Consider the following 17642-nt stretch of genomic DNA (forward strand, 5'->3'; position numbering starts at 1 on the left):
ATCTCGGGCAACTTGCGTATCGCCGCGCGGTGGTATCGATTGATATAACGGCTCCGTTCGTAGCGGCGGGATGCGGGACGCGGGAGGACGATGCAGGTTGCGCATCGTCGGGAGAGCTGAATGAGCCACGACCATGCGCACGGGGCGCACGACCATCACCATGGCAGCGACCTCTCGCCCGTGGAGGCGCGGGTGCGGGCACTCGAATCCCTGCTGACCGAGAAGGGCTACATCGATCCGGCAGCCCTCGACACCCTGGTCGAGCTCTACGAGACGAAGGTGGGCCCCCACGCGGGCGCCCGCGTCGTGGCTCGTGCCTGGGTCGATCGCGAATACCGCGCGCGGCTCCTGGCGGACGCCACGCCGGCGATCGCCGAGCTCGACATCGGTGGTCGGGGCGGGGAGCACATGGTGGTGGTGGAGAACACCCCCGAGATCCACAACCTCGTCGTGTGTACGCTCTGCTCCTGCTATCCCTGGCCGGTGCTCGGCCTGCCGCCGGTCTGGTACAAGGCGCCGCCCTACCGCGCCCGGGCGGTGATCGACCCCCGGGGCGTCCTGGTCGAGTTTGGGGTGACTCTTCCGGAGACCACCCGGATCACCGTCTGGGATTCTACCGCTGAGACCCGCTACATGGTCCTGCCGATGCGTCCCGCCGACACCGAAGGCCTGGACGAGACGGCGCTCGCCGCCCTGGTCACGCGCGATTCCATGATCGGCACGGGCCTGCCCAGGGGCATTCCAGCGCTGCCCGCGGAGATGCCAATATGAATGGCGCCCAGGATCTCGGCGGCGCGCACGGGTTCGGGCCCGTGGTGCCGGAGCCCGACGAGCCGGTCTTCCACGCCGATTGGGAGCGCCGCGTCTTCGCGATGGCGCTCGCCATGGGCTTCACCGGCGCCTGGAACCTCGACGGCAGCCGCGCCACCCGGGAATCCCTGCCGCCGGCCGAGTACCTCGCCTCGAGCTATTACGAGATCTGGCTGAAGGCCCTGGAGAAGCAGGTCGCCGCCGCCGGACTGGCCACACCCGCCGAGATGGCGGCGGGCGCGGCCTCGGCGCCGGCCAGGCCTGTCGCCCGGGTGCTGGCCCGCACGGGCTTGGAGGAGCGTTTCCGGGCCGGATTTCCGAGCAGCCGCGCCGCCGATGCGCCAGCCCGGTTCGCGCTCGGCGACACGGTCCTGGCCCGCAACGTCCACCCGACCGGCCATACGCGGCTCCCGCGCTACGTCCGGGGCCGGCGCGGCCGGATCGCGCGCGTCGACGGCGTCTTCGTCTACCCCGATACCAGCGCCTACGGGGCGGGCGAGAACCCGACCTGGCTCTACACGGTCGCGTTCACGGCGCAGGAATTGTGGGGTTCGAGCGGCGATCCGGACGGCGTCGTCACGGTGGCCGCCTTCGAACCCTATCTGGACCCCGCGTGAGCGAGCCGAGCCCGAGCGCCTTCGCCGCGCCCTGGGAGGCGCAGGTCTTCGCCATGGTGGTCTCCCTTCAGGAGGCCGGCCTGTTCACGTGGTCGGAATGGGCGCAGCGCCTGGGCCGCGAGATCCGGCCAGCCGACGGCACCGAGCGGCCGGCCGATTACGGCGCGTGGCTTACGACGCTGGAGACGATCCTGGCCGAGCGGGGCGTGGCGGCGCACGACACCGTGGCGGCGCGCGCGGCCGCGTTTCTCCGGGCCGCCGAGGCGACGCCGCACGGCGAGCCGATCCGGCTGGAGAACGACCCGCTCTACCGGCCCTGATCGTCCGCCCCGCGCCCGCGATCGCAGCATTCGCCGACTGCGTCCGGATGTGCAGACCGAGATCGAAGCAATACGACGCATAAAGAAATACTCAAAGTATTCTCACGTACATTTCGTTACTGTCATTATAATATCTGTCTTTTACTCGTTACACAACATCGACAAGGCGGCCTTGACTTTAAAATTTGCTTTTCCTATCGGTCCGATCTCGATCATAGCTCGAGACGACCGACATGCTACGTATATCGATCCGCAGTGTGTTGATCTCGATAACATTATTACTGAGCGTTTCGGCTCTCTGCACGCCGATCTACGAGTTGTTCCTCGTCGATCAGGCACGGAGCGCGGCGCGAACAGTCGCCGCCGATGCGGTGGTCGGTCAGGACCTTTTCTCGAGCCGGATTCGGTTCCGGTTCGAGTGGGGCTACAGCCGTTTGGCCCTCACCGACGCCCCGGAGGTGATCCGCGGCTACCGGAAGGAGATGTTCAATGATCGCCGTCCGGAACTCGACGACAGTCTCGCCGCGACCGTGACGGGTCTGTCCGCGGGATCCGAGCCCGCCTTCCGGGATGCGGCGCGGGCGCTGGCCAGATCGTTCGAGGCCTGGAAGCGTGCGCGTCCTGAGATCGACCGCGCCATGGACCTGCCAGTCGCCGAGCGCGACGGGACCCTGGCCAGGCGCCTCACCGAACTCGGGCTGGACGTCACCAGCCGGCTGGAGGCGGCGGCCGCGCTGCTGGAAAGGCAGATCCGGATCCTCGACCCGGGCCAGGGATCGATGCTGGATGCCAACGCGGCCGTCTGGATGGCGCGCACCAACAGCGGGAACGAAGGGGTCGCGCTCTACAACGCCGTCTTCAACCACCGTCCCCCGAGCGAGGCGGAGCGCAGGGAACTCCGTGCCACCAGGACCCGCGCGGAGACCGCCTGGACGGTGGCCGGTCAGATCCTGTCCGCGGCGGCCGCTCCCGAGAGTGTCACCGCGGCCTATCGCGCCGCGAACGACGGCTACTTCACCGGTCCCTTCAACCGTCTGCGCACAGGTCTGATCGGCATGATCGTCGATGGTGGCGGGAGCCTGACCGGGGACGAGATCAAGTCGTGGCAGCAGGATCAGATCAAAGGCCTGATCCTGATCGACGAGACCGCCACGGCGATCATGAAGGCCGTCGGCGCGCAGGCCCAGCTGCACGCGCAGGAGGCCACGCAGGCCTTCCGGGTCTTCTTGACGATCGCGGTGGTCGCGCTGGCGCTCTCCGGAGCCGCGGCGTGGATCATCCATTTCCGCGTCGTGCGCGGGGTCGTGCACCTTTCGGAGGCGATGCGGTCGATCGCGGGCGGCGCCGCGGAGACGCAGATCCCCGGACTCGGCCGCAGTGACGAGATCGGCGCGATGGCCGCCGCCGTGGGTGTCTTCAAGGACAACCTGATCCGCACCCGGCACCTGGAGGCCGAGGCGGAGGACGCGCGACAGGCGGCCGAGACGCAGCGCCGGACCGGGATGCGCCAGATGGCCGAGGGCTTCGAGCAGGCGGTCGGCGGCATCATCGGGCAGGTCTCGGCCTCGGCGACGCAGCTTCAATCCACCGCCCGGACCATGACCGCCACCGCCGACGAGACCGCCATCCAGTCCTCCGCCGTGGCGACCGCCGCCGAGGAGGCGGCCGGGAACGTGGGAACCGTGGCGGCGGCGGCCGAGGAACTGGGCTCGTCCGTTCAGGAGATCGGCCGGCAGGTGCAGGGCTCGGCGGAACTCGCCCGCTTGGCGGCCTCGGAGGCCGATCAGACCGGCGCGCTGGTCCAGGACCTCGCGGGCGCCGTCGGCCGGATCGGCGACGTGGTCGGGATGATCACCGCGATCGCGAGCCAGACCAACCTGCTGGCTCTGAACGCCACCATCGAGGCCGCCCGGGCCGGCGAGGCCGGGCGCGGCTTGGCCGTGGTGGCGGGCGAGGTGAAGGATCTTGCCGGCCAGACCGCCAAGGCCACCGAGGAGATCGCCAACCAGATCACCCGGGTGCAGACCTCGACGGACCAAGCCGTGACGGCGATCGCCGCGATCACCGCGCGGATCCGGGAGATCGACGGCGTGACGGCGAGCGTCGCGGCGGCGGTGGAACAGCAGGGCGCGGCCACGCAGGAGATCGTGCGCAACGTCGGCCACGCCGCTCAGGGCACGGGCGCGGTGACCGGCACCATCGCGGGCGTGGCGGTCGCGGCTGAGAAGACCGGGCGGGCAGCCAGCCAGGTGCTCGGCGGAGCCTCCGAGCTGTCGCGCCAGTCCGACCATCTCGCGGCCGAGGTCCGACGCTTCCTGGCCAGTGTCCGTGCGTCCTATGCGATCTCGGCGACGCAGGTCGAGCGGGTCCAGGCCAGCTTCGCGAAAGTGCGGCCGATCGCCGACACGGCGGCCGACCTGTTCTACGAACGCCTGTTCGCGATCGCGCCGCAGGTCAGGCCGCTCTTCCCCGCGGACATGACCGTCCAGAAGCGGAAGCTGATGGCCATGCTGGCGCTGGCGGTCGCCAATCTGGACAAACCCGAGGCGCTGGTCTCGGCGGTGACCGATCTCGGGCTCCGGCACCGGGGCTACGGCACGCACGAGGCCCATTACGAGGCGGTCGGGGCGGCCCTGCTCTGGACCCTGGAACAGGGTCTTGGCGCGGACTTCACGCCGGAGATTCGGGAGGCGTGGGCCGAAACCTACGGCGTCGTGGCCGGCCTCATGAGATCGGCCGCGACCGCCGAGGCGGCCTGAGACGGCACCGAGCCGCAAGCCGGCGAGGCTCGGGATCGGAACCGTCCGAGGCGGCGCGCCTACCGTGCCTCGGTCCGCAGGCCGTCGAGGGGGACCGGAGCCGCGTGGGACCGGCCGCTCATCAGCTGGTCGAGAAGCGCCAGAACCTCCGGCCGCCCGCAGTTTCGCGCGGGCTCGAACGGGGTCCAGGTCTGGAGGAAGTCGAGGCGCTCAAACACGTCGCGGTAGCGGCGCAGCTCGCCCGGGGTCAGCGGTACCCCGCGCACGAAGGCCTTGTGGGCCGAGATCGTGGTGGCCCGGCGGAAATCCGCGGGATCGAGTTCGAACTTCAGCGCATCGCCGCAGAAGCAGATCTTTCGCGACCGGTCGAAAAGGACCGCATGGCCGTCGAAATGGCCGGCCGTGCGGTGCAGTTCCAGGCCCGGCAGCGGCTCGAGGAAGTCGTCGTAGGGCCAGCTCACCTGAAGCGCCGCGCTCCAGGTGAAGTCGGCCGCCGGCAGGCAGAGTTCCGGATCGAACCGGTCCTGAAGCTGCGGCAGCGCCCCGTAGGAATGGGGGTGCGAGGCCGAGAGCACCGCCATGCCGCCGAGCCGCTCGATCTGGTCGAGGGCGGCGTCGCTAAAGACCGGGCAGCCCTCGAACCCCATATTCCCGTGCTCGGTCTGGATCAGGTAGGCGGAGGGCCCGATGCCGGAGACCGGCTCGTTCCAGAAGCGCCACACGCCCGGCTCCAGCTCCTGCCAGTGGCACGGGAATGCGTCCTGCGCCTCCCGCGCGGTGCGGAAGCGCCAGCCATCCTGCGGGACCACGTGGCGGGCGTCGAGACAGAGCGGGCAGGACGGCGGAGCCTCGAAATGGCGCTGCCAGAACCCGCAATTGTCGCAGGTATAGGCGGGCAGCTTCAGGGCGCCCGCGAAGGGCAGATAACCGGGCATCGTTCGCGAACCTTCCTCGGGCACTCGACCAGCAGGCAACGCTACATAGCGCAGCCGTCAGCGCCGGCCCTCCAGTCGGCGCGGCGCGGCGCGCGCGGCGTGGACCGCACCGGCAAGCCCGACCAGGGCGAGCCCGGCAAGACCACCGACCAGGAGGTCGCGGGTCCGGCTCGTGACGAATTCCGACCGGCTCGCCTTGGTCCGACCGGAGAATCGCCCGTCGATCCCGACCGGGCCCGGCACGGCTTCGTAGAGATTGCCCTCCATCGCGGGGATGGTCTCGTCGGACAGCTGCGCCGACCACATGGAGGCGGCCTTCCGGTCGGCGAGCGCCGGCGCCAGCGCCTGGGCGGCAGCCATCATCATCGATGACCGCCCGACCCAGACCTCGCGGCGCGGGTGCTCGACCGCATACAGGATCGCCTCGGCGCAGAGCCGCGGGTCGAAGACCGGATCGGGCGCGTACTGGCGATGCCCGGTCCGGTTGCGCGCCCAGTTGAACTGGGGCGTGTTCACCGCCGGCAGATAGATCACGCTGAGGCTGACATTGACCCGGTCGTGGAGCAGCTCGCAGCGCAGGGCGTCGGTGAAGCCGGAGACCGCGAACTTGGCGGCGCAGTAGGGCGCCTGCAGCGGCGCCGCTCGGATCGCGAGGCCGGACGAGACCTGGATGATCGCGCCGCGGTCGCGCCGCTTCATGAAGCGCAGGGCCGCGAGGGTGCCGTAGACCTGACTCAGATAGGTGGTCTCGGTGACACGCCGGTACTCCTCCGCGGTGATCCGGTCGGCCGGGTTCACCACGGTCGACATGGCGTTGTTCACCCAGGCGCGGATCGGGCCGAGTTCGCGCTCCACCGTCGCGGCGGCGGCGTCCACCGCCTGCGGGTCGGCGACGTCGGCGCTGATCGCCAGCACCGGCTGACCGTAGGCGGCCAGCGCCCGTTCCACTGCGGACAACCGGGCCGGCTCGCGGGCGATCACCGCCACGGACCACCCCCGCGCCGCGAAGGCATGCGCGGTGGCGAGCCCAATCCCGGCGCTCCCCCCGGTAACGACCGCAACCCGTGCCATGCCCACCTCACCACCGTCGAAGGACCGAACCGCCAACACGGCGCGGGGGACTCGGTTGCGCCGCCGGACCCTGCCGTAACGTCACGGCGGCGGCGATTTCGGATCGTCCGACGCAACGTCCGACACCGGGCGCTGTTAATTGTCTGTACCGCGACGTGCTGAACCATCGAGGGTCGAGGCCATGCGCTACGGACGACACTTCTCCCTCCCAATCGATCCTTGGCCGCAGGCCTCGCTGGCCGAGCGGACGGCCGTCGGGATGGTGCTGACCTTCCTGCTCTTCCTGCCGGCCTGCGCGGCGCTCTTCGTCGCCTCGACCCTGGCGGCGCATGTCTACTGGTCCTACGACCTCGGCGCCTCCGTCCGGGCTTTCGTCGCCCGGCGTGCGGGTGCGATGGGCGGGCAGCTCGGCCGCCCCGTCCGGAAGGTCTGAACCGCGCCATCCAAAGCCGTGCCGGTTCGCACGGAGCAGCATCGCGGCGGCCACGATCGCTGTGTGTTGCCGTCGGTCCGATTTGACCTGGACACATCGGGTGGGCCAGTCAGGTTCGGAACCGAGAGATTGCCATGTTCCGTACCCTGATGACTGCGCGGCGGTTCGCGCCGCTGTTCTGGTGCCAGTTCTTCTCGGCGTTCAACGATAATTTCCTGAAGAACGCGCTGGCCTTCCTGATCCTGTTCGGGATCGGCGGCCAGGCCGACGCCCATGCGGGCGTCCTGGTGACGCTCGCGAGCGCCGTGTTCATCGGGCCGTTCTTCATCCTGTCGGGTCTCGGCGGCCAGTGGGCCGACCGCTACGACAAGGCCCTGATGGCCCGGCGGCTCAAGTTCGCCGAGATCTTCGCGGCCGGCACCGCCGTGCTCGGCTTCCTGCTGCACTCGATCCCGGTGCTGTTCGTGGCGCTCGGCCTGTTCGGCACGATCGCGGCCCTCTTCGGCCCGATCAAGTACGGGATCCTGCCGGACCATCTCCGTCGCGAGGAGCTGCCCGCCGGCAATGCCCTGGTCGAGGCCGCGACCTTCCTGGCGATCCTGCTGGGCACGATCGCGGCCGGCGCGGCCTCGTCGCTGGGCGGCTCGGGACTTCTGTTCGGCGCCCTGGTGATGGGCTTCGCCATCCTGTGCTGGCTCTCGGCCCGGATGATCCCGGCGACCGGGGAGGGCGCGCCGGACCTGCGGGTCGACCCGAACGTCGCCCGCTCGACCTACGCGCTGCTGCGCGACCTCTGGGCCGACACCCGTCTTTGGCGGGGCTCGCTCACGGTGAGCTGGTTCTGGCTGGTCGGCGTGGTGGTGCTGTCGCTCCTGCCGGTGCTGGTGCGCGGCGCCTTCAACGGCACCGAGACGGTCATCACGCTGCTCCTGGCGCTGTTCTCGATCGGCATCGCGGTGGGGTCCGGCCTCGCCTCGTGGCTCGCCAGCGGCCGGATCGTGCTCCTGCCGACGCCGGTGGGTGCGGTGCTGATGGGCCTGTTCGGCCTCGACCTCGCCTGGACGGTCGGCCACCTGCCGGCACCGCCGGCGGAGCCGATCGGCCCGCTCGAATTCCTGCAGACCGGCCACGGCCTGCGCACCGGGATCGACTTCCTGGGGCTGGCGATCTCCGGCGGCCTCTACATCGTGCCGTCCTTCGCGGCGGTGCAGGCCTGGGCCGAGAAGGCGATGCGCGCGCGCATCATCGGCGCCGTCAACGTCATGACGGCGGCCTTCATGGTGGCCGGAACCCTGGCGCTGGCGGCGCTTCAGGGGGCGGGCCTGACGATCGCGAGCCTGCTCGCCGTGGTGGCTGTGCTGAACCTGATTGTCGGCGCGGTCGTCTTCGCGACCCTGCCGACCAGCCCGTTCCGGGACGCCCTGTCGATCCTGTTCCGGGCCTTCTACCGGCTGGAGGTGCGCGGCTTCGACAACCTCGCCGCGGCCGGACCGAACGCCATCGTGGCTCTCAACCACGTCTCGTTCCTCGACGCGCCGCTCGCTTTGTCCCTCCTCGACCAGGAGCCGGTCTTCGCTATCGACAGCGGCATCGCCCAGCGCTGGTGGGTGCGGCCGTTCCTGAGCGTCACCAAGGCGATGCCGCTGGACCCGACGCGGCCGCTCGCCACCCGGACGCTGATCAACGCGGTCAAGAACGGCGAAACCCTGATCATCTTCCCAGAGGGACGGCTCACCGTGACCGGGAGCCTGATGAAGGTCTACGACGGCGCCGGGCTGATCGCCGACAAGTCGGGCGCGATGGTCGTGCCGGTGAAGATCGACGGGCTGGAACGCACCGCCTTCTCGCGCCTGTCCCGGCGGCAGGTCAGCCGCAAATGGTGGCCCAAGGTGACCGTGACGGTGATGCCGCCGGTGCGCCTGACCGTGGATCCCACACTCAAGGGCAAGACGCGACGGCAGGCGGCGGGTGCGGCCCTCTACGGTATCATGTCGGACCTCGTGTTCCGCACCGCCGACATCGACCGCGGACTGATGGCGGCGCTGATCGAGGCGGGGGATCTTCACGGCTGGAGCCGGAACGCCCTGGAGGACCCGGTCGGGGGGCGCCTCAGCTACAGCCGGCTCGTGATGGGTGCCAACATCCTCGGCCGCAAACTGATGCCGCTCGCCCCCGTGGGCGGCCGGATCGGCGTCATGCTGCCGAACGCCAACGGCGCCGCGGTCACGCTGTTCGCCCTCGCCTCCGCGGGACGGGTGCCGGCGATGATCAATTTCTCCGCCGGTCCCGCCAACATCCTCTCGGCCTGCCGGGCGGCCGAGGTGAGCAGGATCCTGACCTCCCGCGCGTTCATCGAGAAGGGACGGCTCGGACCGCTCGTCGAGGCGATCCGTGGCTCGGTCGAACTGATCTACCTGGAGGACGTGCGGGGGAGCATCACGACGGCCGACAAGATTCGCGGCCTGCTGGCCCCGCGCCGCCCCCTGGTGGCGCGTTCGGGCGAGGATCCGGGGGCGGTGCTGTTCACGTCGGGCAGCGAGGGCACGCCGAAGGGCGTCGTGCTCGCCAACCGCTGCATGCTCGCCAACGTCGCCCAGGTGGCGGCCCGGATCGACTTCGGGCCTATGGACAAGGTGTTCAATGTCCTGCCGGTCTTCCACGCCTTCGGCCTCACGGCCGGGCTGGTCCTGCCCCTGGTCTCGGGCGTGCCGGTCTACCTCTACCCGTCACCGCTGCACTACCGGATCGTGCCGGAGCTGATCTACGGCTCGAACAGCACGGTGCTGTTCGGGACCGACACATTCCTGACGGGCTATGCCCGGGCCGCCCATTCCTACGACCTCCGCTCGCTCCGCTACGTCGTGGCCGGCGCGGAGGCCGTGAAGGAGACGACGCGCAAGACCTGGGCGGAGAAGTTCGGCCTGCGCATCCTGGAAGGGTACGGCGTGACCGAATGCGGGCCGGTTGTCGCTCTCAACACCCCGATGTTCAACCGCTTCGGCACGGTGGGCCGGATCCTGCCGGGCATCGAGACACGGCTGGACCCCGTGCCGGGGATCGAGGAGGGCGGCCGCCTGTCCCTGCGCGGCCCGAACATCATGCTGGGCTACCTGCGCGCCGAGAAGCCGGGCGTCCTCGAGCCGCCGCCCGAGGGCTGGCACGACACCGGCGACATCGTGGCGATCGACCCGATGGGCTTCGTCACGATCAAGGGCCGGGCGAAGCGCTTCGCCAAGATCGCCGGCGAGATGGTGTCGCTCGCCGGCATCGAGACGCTGGCCGCCGAGCTCTGGCCCGATCGCCCGAGCGCGGTGGCGGCGGTGCCCGACCCGCGCAAGGGCGAGCGGCTGATCCTGTTCACGCAAGCGAAGGACGCCACACGGGCGGCCTACCAGAGCTTCGCCAAGGGCCGCGGCGCCTCGGACGTCGCGATCCCCGCCGAGGTGGTGGTGCTGGAGGCGATTCCGATGCTTGGAACCGGCAAGATCGACCAAGTGGCCGTCACCAAGCTGGCCCTCGAGCGGGCGAAAGAATCCGCCGCAGCGTAGACCGCGACCCCGTGAATCGGGCCCTCGGCATCCGCGGCGGATGCCGGTGTTCTCCGGTGCTCTCGGACGACCTCGCATCACCCAAACGGGGGATGCGCGCCCTTCAGGGATCCGCTCGAATTACGAATGCAGTCCTGATTCGATCCGGCGGCGCGACCGGGTCCGCGGACTGGATGTCATCGGGGGTTCGCGACGAGAGGGGTTGGTCATGACGAAGGGCAGGCGAATTCCGAAGTGGCTGGCGAGGCGGACCTATTTCAAGCGGATCGAGCGCTGGTCGAAGCCTGACAAGAACCGCAGGGCTCCGGCGACGTCGGAGACCGCCTCGGTCCCGCTGCCATCGAATGTGGTTCCGTTCCCGATGCGCATGAACCGGCCCGAGAGACAGGACTTCAACGACCTGCGCGACGTCGGCATCGCCTGAGCAGGCTGCGCGGAAGCGGGCACCGGCACTACGCGAAAAAGCTTCGATACCTCAATGATCTAAGCAGACGAAGCGCAGCTCTGCCATCGTCGGTCTGCTGAGGCGCCCGGTTCGGGCTTGTCGGCCGCGCAGGAACGGGGAATCCTGAGCTCGGGACCGGCATGTCCCGATCTGGAGGCTGCGTGCGGCAGGACGGGCTCGAGTCCGACGGGGCGACGCATCGCACGCGCCGCGCCGCGCGTGCGCGGCTCGGGGTCGCCGGATTGGGCGTTGTGCTCCTGGCGGCCGTCACCGGCTTGGCTTGGGACTTGGCCTGGCGGTATGAAGCGGCGCTGCCGGGCCTCGACCTCGCGGCGGCGTCGGCGCGCTCGACCGTGGTTCTCGACCGGTCCGGCGCGCTTCTGCGTCCCTTCGCGACCGCGGACGGGCGCTGGCGCCTGCCGGTGACCGCCGGGACGGTCGATCCGCGCTACCGGGCCATGCTGCTGGCCTACGAGGATCGTCGCTTCGCGCACCATCCCGGCATCGATCCGCTGGCGCTGCTGCGCGCCGCCGGCCAGTGGCTGATCCGCGGCCGGATCGTCTCGGGCGGATCGACCCTGTCGATGCAGGTGGCGCGCCTGGTCGAGCCGCGGCACGGGCGCACCCTTGCGGCCAAGCTGCGCCAGATGGCGCGAGCGGTCACGCTGGAGCGCAGGCTCGGGAAGGCCGGGCTGCTCGACCTGTACCTCGCGCTCGCTCCCTACGGTGGCCCGCTGGAGGGCGTCCGGGCCGCGAGCCTCGCCTATTTCGGGCGCGAGCCGGTGCGGCTGACGGCGGCGCAGGCGGCGCTTCTCGTCGCCCTGCCGCAATCGCCGGAGGCCCGCCGGCCGGATCGATTTCCGGATCGCGCCCGCGCGGCACGCGACCGCGTGCTGGAGATCGCCGGCGCGCAGGGTCTTCTGTCCGCGGCCGAGGTCGCGGCGGCCCGGGCCGAACCCGTGCCCACGGCGCGGCACCCGTTCCCGATGCTCGCGGCGCATGCCGCCGAGGAAGCGGTCGCCGCCGAGCCGGCCGCCCCGGAGATCCGCCTCGCGATCGACGCGCGCCTTCAGGAGCGGCTGGAAGTCCTGGCGGCCGAGCGCGCGGCGGCGGCCGGCCCGGACCTCTCGGCCGCGATCCTCGTGCTCGACAACCGTGACGGGCGGGTCCTCGCCCAGGTGGGCAGCGCCGGCTACTTGGATTCGACCCGGCGCGGAGCCATCGACATGACGCGCGCCGTGCGCTCCCCCGGCTCCGCGCTCAAGCCCTTCGTCTACGCCCTCGCCTTCGAGGATGGTCTGGCGCATCCCGAGACCCTGCTGGAGGACCGCCCGGCACGCTTCGCCGCGAGCTACGCCCCGGAGAACTTCGACCTGACCTTCCAGGGCACGGTCACCGCCCGGCGGGCCCTGCAGCTCTCGCTCAACGTGCCCGCGGTCGAACTGATGGAGGCGGTCGGACCCGCGCGCTTCATCGCCCGGCTCCGCGCCGCCGGCACCGGGATCCAGCTCCCGCGGGAGGCGGCGCCCGGTCTGCCGGTGGCGCTGGGCGGCCTCGGCATCACCCTCACCGACCTCGCCCGCCTCTATGCCGGGCTCGCCCGCGGCGGCACGGTCCCGGAGCTCCTGCGCCGCGTCGGAACCGACGCGGTTCCGTCCGTGCACCGGATCGCCGAGCCGGTGGCGGCGTGGTACGTCGCCGACATCCTGCGCGGCACTCCGCCCCCCGAGAACGCCCTCTCGAACCGCATCGCCTACAAGACCGGCACCTCCTACGGCTACCGCGACGCCTGGGCGGCGGGGTTCGACCGGCACGTGACGGTCGTGGCCTGGGTGGGGCGGCCTGACGGTGCCGCCGTTCCGGGCCTCGTCGGCCGGACGGTGGCGGCGCCGATCCTGTTCGACGCCTTCGCGCGCCTCGGGATCGAGCCGGAACCCGTTCCGCAACCGCGCGACGTCCTGGCAGCGGGACCGGGGGGCCTGCCGCCGCCGCTCCGCCGCCTGGGGCGCGAGACCACGGACGCATCCGGCCCGGCGCTCCGGATCGCGTATCCGCCCGACGGTGCCCGGATCGACCTCGGCCTCGTCACGCCGGGCGGCACCGCGGCGGCCGGCGGCGCGAGCCTTGCCCTGAAGGCGCTGGGCGGGGTGCCGCCGCTGACGTGGCTGGTCGACGGTCAACCGGTCGCACAGACGACGCGGCGGCGCACCGAATGGAGCCCGGAAGGTGCCGGCTTCGCGCGGATTTCCGTCCTTGATGCAACCGGTGCGAGTGCCAGCGTTTCCGTCCGGCTCGAATAGCCGAGCACCACGGTTTTCTGCGCCGAAGCTTGGCCGCTGTACAATTTTGCATTCAAAACAACGCGTCGAAGCCGGCGTATTCATGCGGACATTCACGGGTCATCAACGAATAGGGGTCTATCCGTGACCCGTGAGGTCGTGATGGCGTGGAAGGTCGGCGCCGCGATGGCGGTGCTACTCGGGTTCGTCGGCGTGGGGGTCGGCGGTGGCGGCGGCGATGCCGATCCGCGCCGTCCCGGCTGGCGCGACGCCTATCGCCCACCGGCCGCGATCCCATTCCCTCCCGGGAATCCGTACACGCCCGCCAAGGCCGAACTCGGCCGTCGCCTGTTCTTCGATCCGATCCTCTCGGGTGACCGGACCCGCTCCTGCGCCACCTGCCACGTTCCGGGCCTCGCCTGGGGTGACGGGCGGGCCCGGGCGGCGACGCGGCAGCAGGGGGACATGGACCTCCGCACGCCGACGCTCCTCAACATCGCTTGGCAGGACGGGCCACTGGGGTGGGACGGCAAGTTCCGCTCGCTCGAGGCGGTCGCCGCAATGCCGATCATGGCGCCGGGCAACATGAACCTGCCGATCCCGCAGGCCCTGGCGCGGCTCTCTGCCGACCCGACCTACACGGCCGCCTTCGCGGCCGCCTTCGACGACCCCGCCGTCACCGGCGAGCGGCTGGACGCGGCGCTCGCCACTTTCGAGCGGCTGATCGTGGCGGGCCCCACGGCCTTCGACCGGTGGATCGCCGGCCGGGAGGACGCGATCAGCCCGGGAGCCAAGCGGGGCTTCGACCTGTTCAACGGTCGCGCCGGCTGCGCCGGCTGCCATTCCGGCTGGTCGTTCACCGACAACTCGTTCCACGACATCGGCGTCGGAGTTGGCACCGATATCGGCCGCGGCCGGCTCAAGCCCAGTTCCGTGGCCCTGACCTACGCCTTCAAGACGCCGACCCTCCGGGAGGTCGGGCAGCGCGCCCCGTACATGCACGACGGGTCAGTGCCGACCCTTGAGGCCGTGCTCGACCTCTACGACCGCGGCGGCGTCGAGCGCCCGAGCCGCTCTCGCTCGATCAAGCCCCTGCATCTCTCGGCCACCGAACGGGCGGACCTCCTCGCCTTCCTGGCGACCCTCTCGACCGGCGCGGGTGGCGATCTCATGACCGCATCGTTCGCGGCGCTGCCGCCGGCGCCCTGACGGCGGCGCCGTGCCGGCCCGGCGTCCGGGCGCGGACCCGGTCTGGCCCGCGTCGGCTCAGCGCACGCCGAAGCCACGCGGCGGGCCAGCCGGAACCCGATGCTCGTAGGCCGCGGACTCGTGCGGGAGGCTCAGGACCGTGCCGAGAGTCCAGGCGCTGCCGAGGAGGCCGAGACCTGCCATGCCGAGCAGCACGTAGGTCAGCAGCCTGTTCCGGCGCAGATCGCTCGTGAGCGTCTGGACCAACTCCCGGTTGTCCGCGGCGAGACTGTTCCGCGCCGCCACCAGCTCGTTGTACATGTTGGTGATGGCGTTGGTGGACATGTAGACGAGGAGCAGGTGGACGACGAAGTCGTCGTCCGTCGTGGTGTTCAGGGCGGCCGCGATCCGCACCGCGAGTTGGCGCTCCCAGGGCTGGAGATCGCGGCCGTGGACCGATCGGTAGAACCGCTCGAGGTTGGTCACGGCCGGAGCGCATCCCGCCAGGCTGCGTGGAAGTTGCGCCGCAGGCGCCGGCCCTCGACTCGAAGGCGCATGGGCGCGGCGCTCGCCAGCGCCTGCCAGGTCGTGTGCTGGACCCGCAGCGCCTCGATCAGGCGCTCGCCGATCCGCTCGACCTCGATCACCCGGAAGTTCGGCTGCTTGCGCAGCGATCTCACGAGGTCCGCCGAATCGAGGTAGTCGAAATTGGTGGCCTGCGCGGTATTCTTCGCCAGGATCGCCCGATCGCACTCGATCAGCATCGGCCGAAGCTCCTTCAGGACTTCCAGGGCGGTGGGATCGACAGCGCCGGCCGCCACGACCACGGCGAGGCGGACATTCGCCTCCCGGCAGCTCTCCACGATGATCTCGGTGCAGCGGCGCGTCGTCTCCGTGTCGCCGGCCGGGAAGTCGACCACGATGAAGCGCTCGTCGGCCTCGATCACCCGCTCGATCATGTCCTGGCAGAGGGTCGGATCGACCCGGCCGGTGCTGTCCTCCGCGCGCAGGCGCTGCCGGTCGCAGGAGATGCCGGCCCGGCGCGGAACGAAGTTGCCGCTGCCGGGCGTGGTCTCCTGCATCAGGGCGGTGTGGAAGTGCCGGTTGGCCGGATCGGTGTCGATCGCCAGGACGGGGCCGGCCTCGGCACCGAGGTCAGCGATCTGCAGGGCGATGGTGGTCTTGCCGACTCCGCCCTTGCCGCCCAGGCAGAGAACGAGGACCTTCGCGGCCGAACCCAGGAGGTCCCGCTGGATGTCCTGGATCTCGTCCGGGGTGTACCAGGCCGGAACCTTGGTCTGTGTCGTATCGGTCATCGTTTGTCTCCGTGGTGTTGGATGAGAGGGCGGTCCAAACCGGGGCCGCGCCGGGCTGGACCGGGACTGGAGGGCGTCAGGACCCGCGCGGCGTGCCAGGCGGCGGACGGATTGACCGTTTCGCGGCGCCGAAGGGGCTGACATCTCCCCGGCAGACGATCCGATCAGACGCGGGCCTTCCCGGGTCCGGCTCGCATGCGCGGTGAAGGGCGTGACGATGGAAACGAACGCGCGCCGCGCCGCCGCGCCGAGACGGATTTCAGCCGAGCGCGAGCGCACATCCGATCCCGGACGAGGCTCCGTGCCCACGCGATGGCCCGTGTCTCAGATCTCGGAATGTCGGTCCTCCATACCGCCTGCCTTCGTTGCCGGACTTCGGTCACGTGCGCTGCTGCGAAGACGATGCCGGCCCTCGTCAGCTGAGCGCAACAAGACTCTGCGCAGACGATCGCAGGATGCAAGGCCGCCGAGGCGCGTTGAAAGCTCTATCCTTCTTTAAAATTAAAGTCTGAATGAACCGTTTGCGCTGTCAATACTTTGAATTCGGCTGCGCATATGAATTAATCAGGCGCTGAAAGACACCGTATTCGGCAATTGATAGCTTTATATAATGCGGATTATCAGCTGAACACGATCAGCTATTGCCGGACCGGCGCAGCAAATTTCGATCGCCGAGGTCGGCCGATCATGCGCCGGGAGCGGACACCGTGCGGGTGCGAGGATTGGCATGGGCCGTCCGCCCGACGCGTCCCAGACGTGCCGGCACGTCGCCCGAAGGCGGGCCGCCCCGGAGCCAGTCCGGCCGCGCCCTGCGGCCACGGTCCGGACCGGCGTTTCCTACGCAGAATTCACAGCGTTAACCTTTCAATCATATTCGTTAATAAATCCTTGGCTAATCACGAACGAAGATACCTAAATAGCTCGGTAACCACGAAGTCGCTCCACCGCGACGAGGTCCCGATGCCAAAAGCCAAGAAGAAGCTGTTGTCGGGCGGCTGCGCCCTCGGGTTATCGGGCCTCTCGATCCTCGCCGTTCCGGGCGTGGCCGAGGCCCACGTGAAGTGGTTCTGCGCCTACGATGTGGCCGGGCAGCCGCAGGGTCTCGAGCAGGTGCTGTGCCCGGACTTCGAGTGGCTGACCGGTCTTGCCCTGGTCTGCCTGATGGCGGGCTGCCTGGCCGAGGGGACCCCGCTGGGCGGTGCGCTGCTCAGGGCGCTCGATCGCGTGACCGCCCGGATCCGGACCGACACCGAGCTTCTGGTCCGCTGCACGCTGGGCTTCTTCCTGGTGTCCCTCTGGAGCCTGGGCGGCATCATCCTCACGCCGGAACTCAAGACCGACCTGGCCTGGATCCCGTGGCTGCAACTGGCGATGGCAGGCTGCCTGATCTGGCGCCGGACCATGCCGCTCACCGGCCTCGGCATCGTCTTCCTGTTCAGCTTTGCCACCGCGCAGTACGGCCTGTTCCATCTCGCCGACTACCCGATCTTCCTCGGCATCGCCGCCTACCTGATCATCCAGGGCCTCGGGCTGGATCCGTTCGGCCTGCGCCCCCTCGACCTCGTGCGCTACGCCGCCGCCGTGACCCTGATGTGGGCCTCCATCGAGAAGTGGGCCTACCCGCAGTGGACCGATCCGCTGCTGGCCGCCAAGCCGCAGATGACCATGGGCGCGACGCCCGCGCTGTTCATGCAGGCCGCCGGCGTCATCGAGTTCACCCTGGCCTTCGCGTTGATCTGGACGCCCCTCGTCCGGCGCAGCGCCGCGATCATCCTGGCGGCGATCTTCGTCTCGGCGATCTTTGAGTTCGGCAAGGTCGACGCCATCGGCCATTCCGGCATCATCGTGGTCCTCCTGGCCATCGCGGCCGACGATGCAACGGCAACCGTGCGGGCCCGGCAGGCGCTGATGGCGCCGGCCT

General features: G+C 70.1%; 14 protein-coding genes. 10 read left to right on the forward strand and 4 right to left on the reverse strand.

What is annotated here, in order from left to right; genetic code table 11:
• Positions 1-120 precede the first annotated feature (120 nt).
• The 4 genes from nthA to ACLBX9_RS20960 all read left to right on the forward strand — a co-directional run bounded on the left by nthA (position 121) and on the right by ACLBX9_RS20960 (position 4506).
• Complete coding sequence (gene nthA, locus ACLBX9_RS20945) at positions 121-771, forward strand: nitrile hydratase subunit alpha (protein WP_447720289.1); 651 nt, start codon at positions 121-123, stop codon at positions 769-771.
• Complete coding sequence (nthB, locus tag ACLBX9_RS20950; RefSeq protein WP_447720290.1) at positions 768-1427, forward strand: nitrile hydratase subunit beta; 660 nt, start codon at positions 768-770, stop codon at positions 1425-1427. Before nthA ends, nthB begins: the two co-directional genes overlap by 4 nt.
• Positions 1424-1747, forward strand: coding sequence for a nitrile hydratase accessory protein (locus ACLBX9_RS20955; protein WP_447720291.1), 324 nt, complete (start codon positions 1424-1426; stop codon positions 1745-1747). Before nthB ends, ACLBX9_RS20955 begins: the two co-directional genes overlap by 4 nt.
• Before the next feature lie 233 nt (positions 1748-1980).
• The gene (locus ACLBX9_RS20960) at positions 1981-4506 is read left to right on the forward strand and encodes a methyl-accepting chemotaxis protein (RefSeq protein ID WP_447720292.1); all 2526 of its coding nucleotides are present in this window, start codon (positions 1981-1983) and stop codon (positions 4504-4506) included.
• A 59-nt stretch (positions 4507-4565) separates the two neighbouring features.
• Here ACLBX9_RS20960 and ACLBX9_RS20965 read toward each other — a convergent pair whose 3' ends face one another.
• Together ACLBX9_RS20965 and ACLBX9_RS20970 are read right to left on the reverse strand one after the other, a co-directional pair.
• Entirely contained in the window at positions 4566-5441 is an 876-nt protein-coding gene (locus tag ACLBX9_RS20965; RefSeq protein ID WP_447720293.1) for an MBL fold metallo-hydrolase, read from the reverse strand.
• Between the two features lie 57 nt (positions 5442-5498).
• Positions 5499-6512 carry an SDR family oxidoreductase gene (locus ACLBX9_RS20970; protein WP_447720294.1) on the reverse strand — a complete coding sequence of 338 codons (1014 nt, stop codon included), beginning with the start codon at positions 6510-6512 and terminating at the stop codon, positions 5499-5501.
• A 181-nt stretch (positions 6513-6693) separates the two neighbouring features.
• Here ACLBX9_RS20970 and ACLBX9_RS20975 point away from each other — a divergent pair, with 181 nt between their 5' ends.
• The 5 genes from ACLBX9_RS20975 to ACLBX9_RS20995 all read left to right on the forward strand — a co-directional run bounded on the left by ACLBX9_RS20975 (position 6694) and on the right by ACLBX9_RS20995 (position 14426).
• A complete protein-coding gene (locus tag ACLBX9_RS20975; protein WP_010687527.1) occupies positions 6694-6945 on the forward strand; it encodes a hypothetical protein in 252 nt (83 codons plus the stop codon).
• A 134-nt stretch (positions 6946-7079) separates the two neighbouring features.
• The gene (locus tag ACLBX9_RS20980) at positions 7080-10493 is read left to right on the forward strand and encodes an acyl-[ACP]--phospholipid O-acyltransferase (protein WP_447720295.1); all 3414 of its coding nucleotides are present in this window, start codon (positions 7080-7082) and stop codon (positions 10491-10493) included.
• A gap of 208 nt (positions 10494-10701) precedes the next feature.
• A complete protein-coding gene (locus ACLBX9_RS20985) occupies positions 10702-10917 on the forward strand; it encodes a hypothetical protein (RefSeq protein ID WP_010687529.1) in 216 nt (71 codons plus the stop codon).
• A 161-nt stretch (positions 10918-11078) separates the two neighbouring features.
• On the forward strand, positions 11079-13238 hold the full coding sequence (gene pbpC / locus ACLBX9_RS20990; protein WP_447720296.1) for a penicillin-binding protein 1C: 2160 nt from the start codon (positions 11079-11081) through the stop codon (positions 13236-13238).
• A 141-nt stretch (positions 13239-13379) separates the two neighbouring features.
• Complete coding sequence (locus tag ACLBX9_RS20995) at positions 13380-14426, forward strand: cytochrome-c peroxidase (RefSeq protein WP_039894942.1); 1047 nt, start codon at positions 13380-13382, stop codon at positions 14424-14426.
• Between the two features lie 57 nt (positions 14427-14483).
• Here the strand turns inward: ACLBX9_RS20995 and ACLBX9_RS21000 are convergent, their stop codons facing one another.
• Together ACLBX9_RS21000 and ACLBX9_RS21005 are read right to left on the reverse strand one after the other, a co-directional pair.
• The gene (locus tag ACLBX9_RS21000) at positions 14484-14891 is read right to left on the reverse strand and encodes a hypothetical protein (RefSeq protein ID WP_010687532.1); all 408 of its coding nucleotides are present in this window, start codon (positions 14889-14891) and stop codon (positions 14484-14486) included.
• Positions 14888-15721: a nucleotide-binding protein gene (locus tag ACLBX9_RS21005; RefSeq protein ID WP_447720297.1), complete on the reverse strand. Its 834-nt coding sequence runs from the start codon at positions 15719-15721 to the stop codon at positions 14888-14890. The genes ACLBX9_RS21000 and ACLBX9_RS21005 overlap by 4 nt, the downstream gene beginning before the upstream one ends.
• 960 nt (positions 15722-16681) lie before the next feature.
• Between ACLBX9_RS21005 and ACLBX9_RS21010 the strand changes: the two genes are divergently transcribed.
• Positions 16682-17642: hypothetical protein (locus ACLBX9_RS21010; RefSeq protein ID WP_447720298.1), on the forward strand; the 961-nt coding region annotated here is incomplete at its 3' end.

The sequence above is a fragment of the Methylobacterium sp. A49B genome, from assembly GCF_053346215.1.

Coding starts and splice junctions, on each gene's coding strand:
- nthA (WP_447720289.1), top strand. CDS start 121: ATGAGCCACGACCATGCGCACGGGGCGCACGACCATCACCATGGCAGC.
- nthB (WP_447720290.1), top strand. CDS start 768: ATGAATGGCGCCCAGGATCTCGGCGGCGCGCACGGGTTCGGGCCCGTG.
- ACLBX9_RS20960 (WP_447720292.1), top strand. CDS start 1,981: ATGCTACGTATATCGATCCGCAGTGTGTTGATCTCGATAACATTATTA.
- ACLBX9_RS20965 (WP_447720293.1), bottom strand. CDS start 5,441: ATGCCCGGTTATCTGCCCTTCGCGGGCGCCCTGAAGCTGCCCGCCTAT.
- ACLBX9_RS20970 (WP_447720294.1), bottom strand. CDS start 6,512: ATGGCACGGGTTGCGGTCGTTACCGGGGGGAGCGCCGGGATTGGGCTC.
- ACLBX9_RS20975 (WP_010687527.1), top strand. CDS start 6,694: ATGCGCTACGGACGACACTTCTCCCTCCCAATCGATCCTTGGCCGCAG.
- ACLBX9_RS20980 (WP_447720295.1), top strand. CDS start 7,080: ATGTTCCGTACCCTGATGACTGCGCGGCGGTTCGCGCCGCTGTTCTGG.
- ACLBX9_RS20985 (WP_010687529.1), top strand. CDS start 10,702: ATGACGAAGGGCAGGCGAATTCCGAAGTGGCTGGCGAGGCGGACCTAT.
- pbpC (WP_447720296.1), top strand. CDS start 11,079: ATGTCCCGATCTGGAGGCTGCGTGCGGCAGGACGGGCTCGAGTCCGAC.
- ACLBX9_RS20995 (WP_039894942.1), top strand. CDS start 13,380: ATGGCGTGGAAGGTCGGCGCCGCGATGGCGGTGCTACTCGGGTTCGTC.
- ACLBX9_RS21005 (WP_447720297.1), bottom strand. CDS start 15,721: ATGACCGATACGACACAGACCAAGGTTCCGGCCTGGTACACCCCGGAC.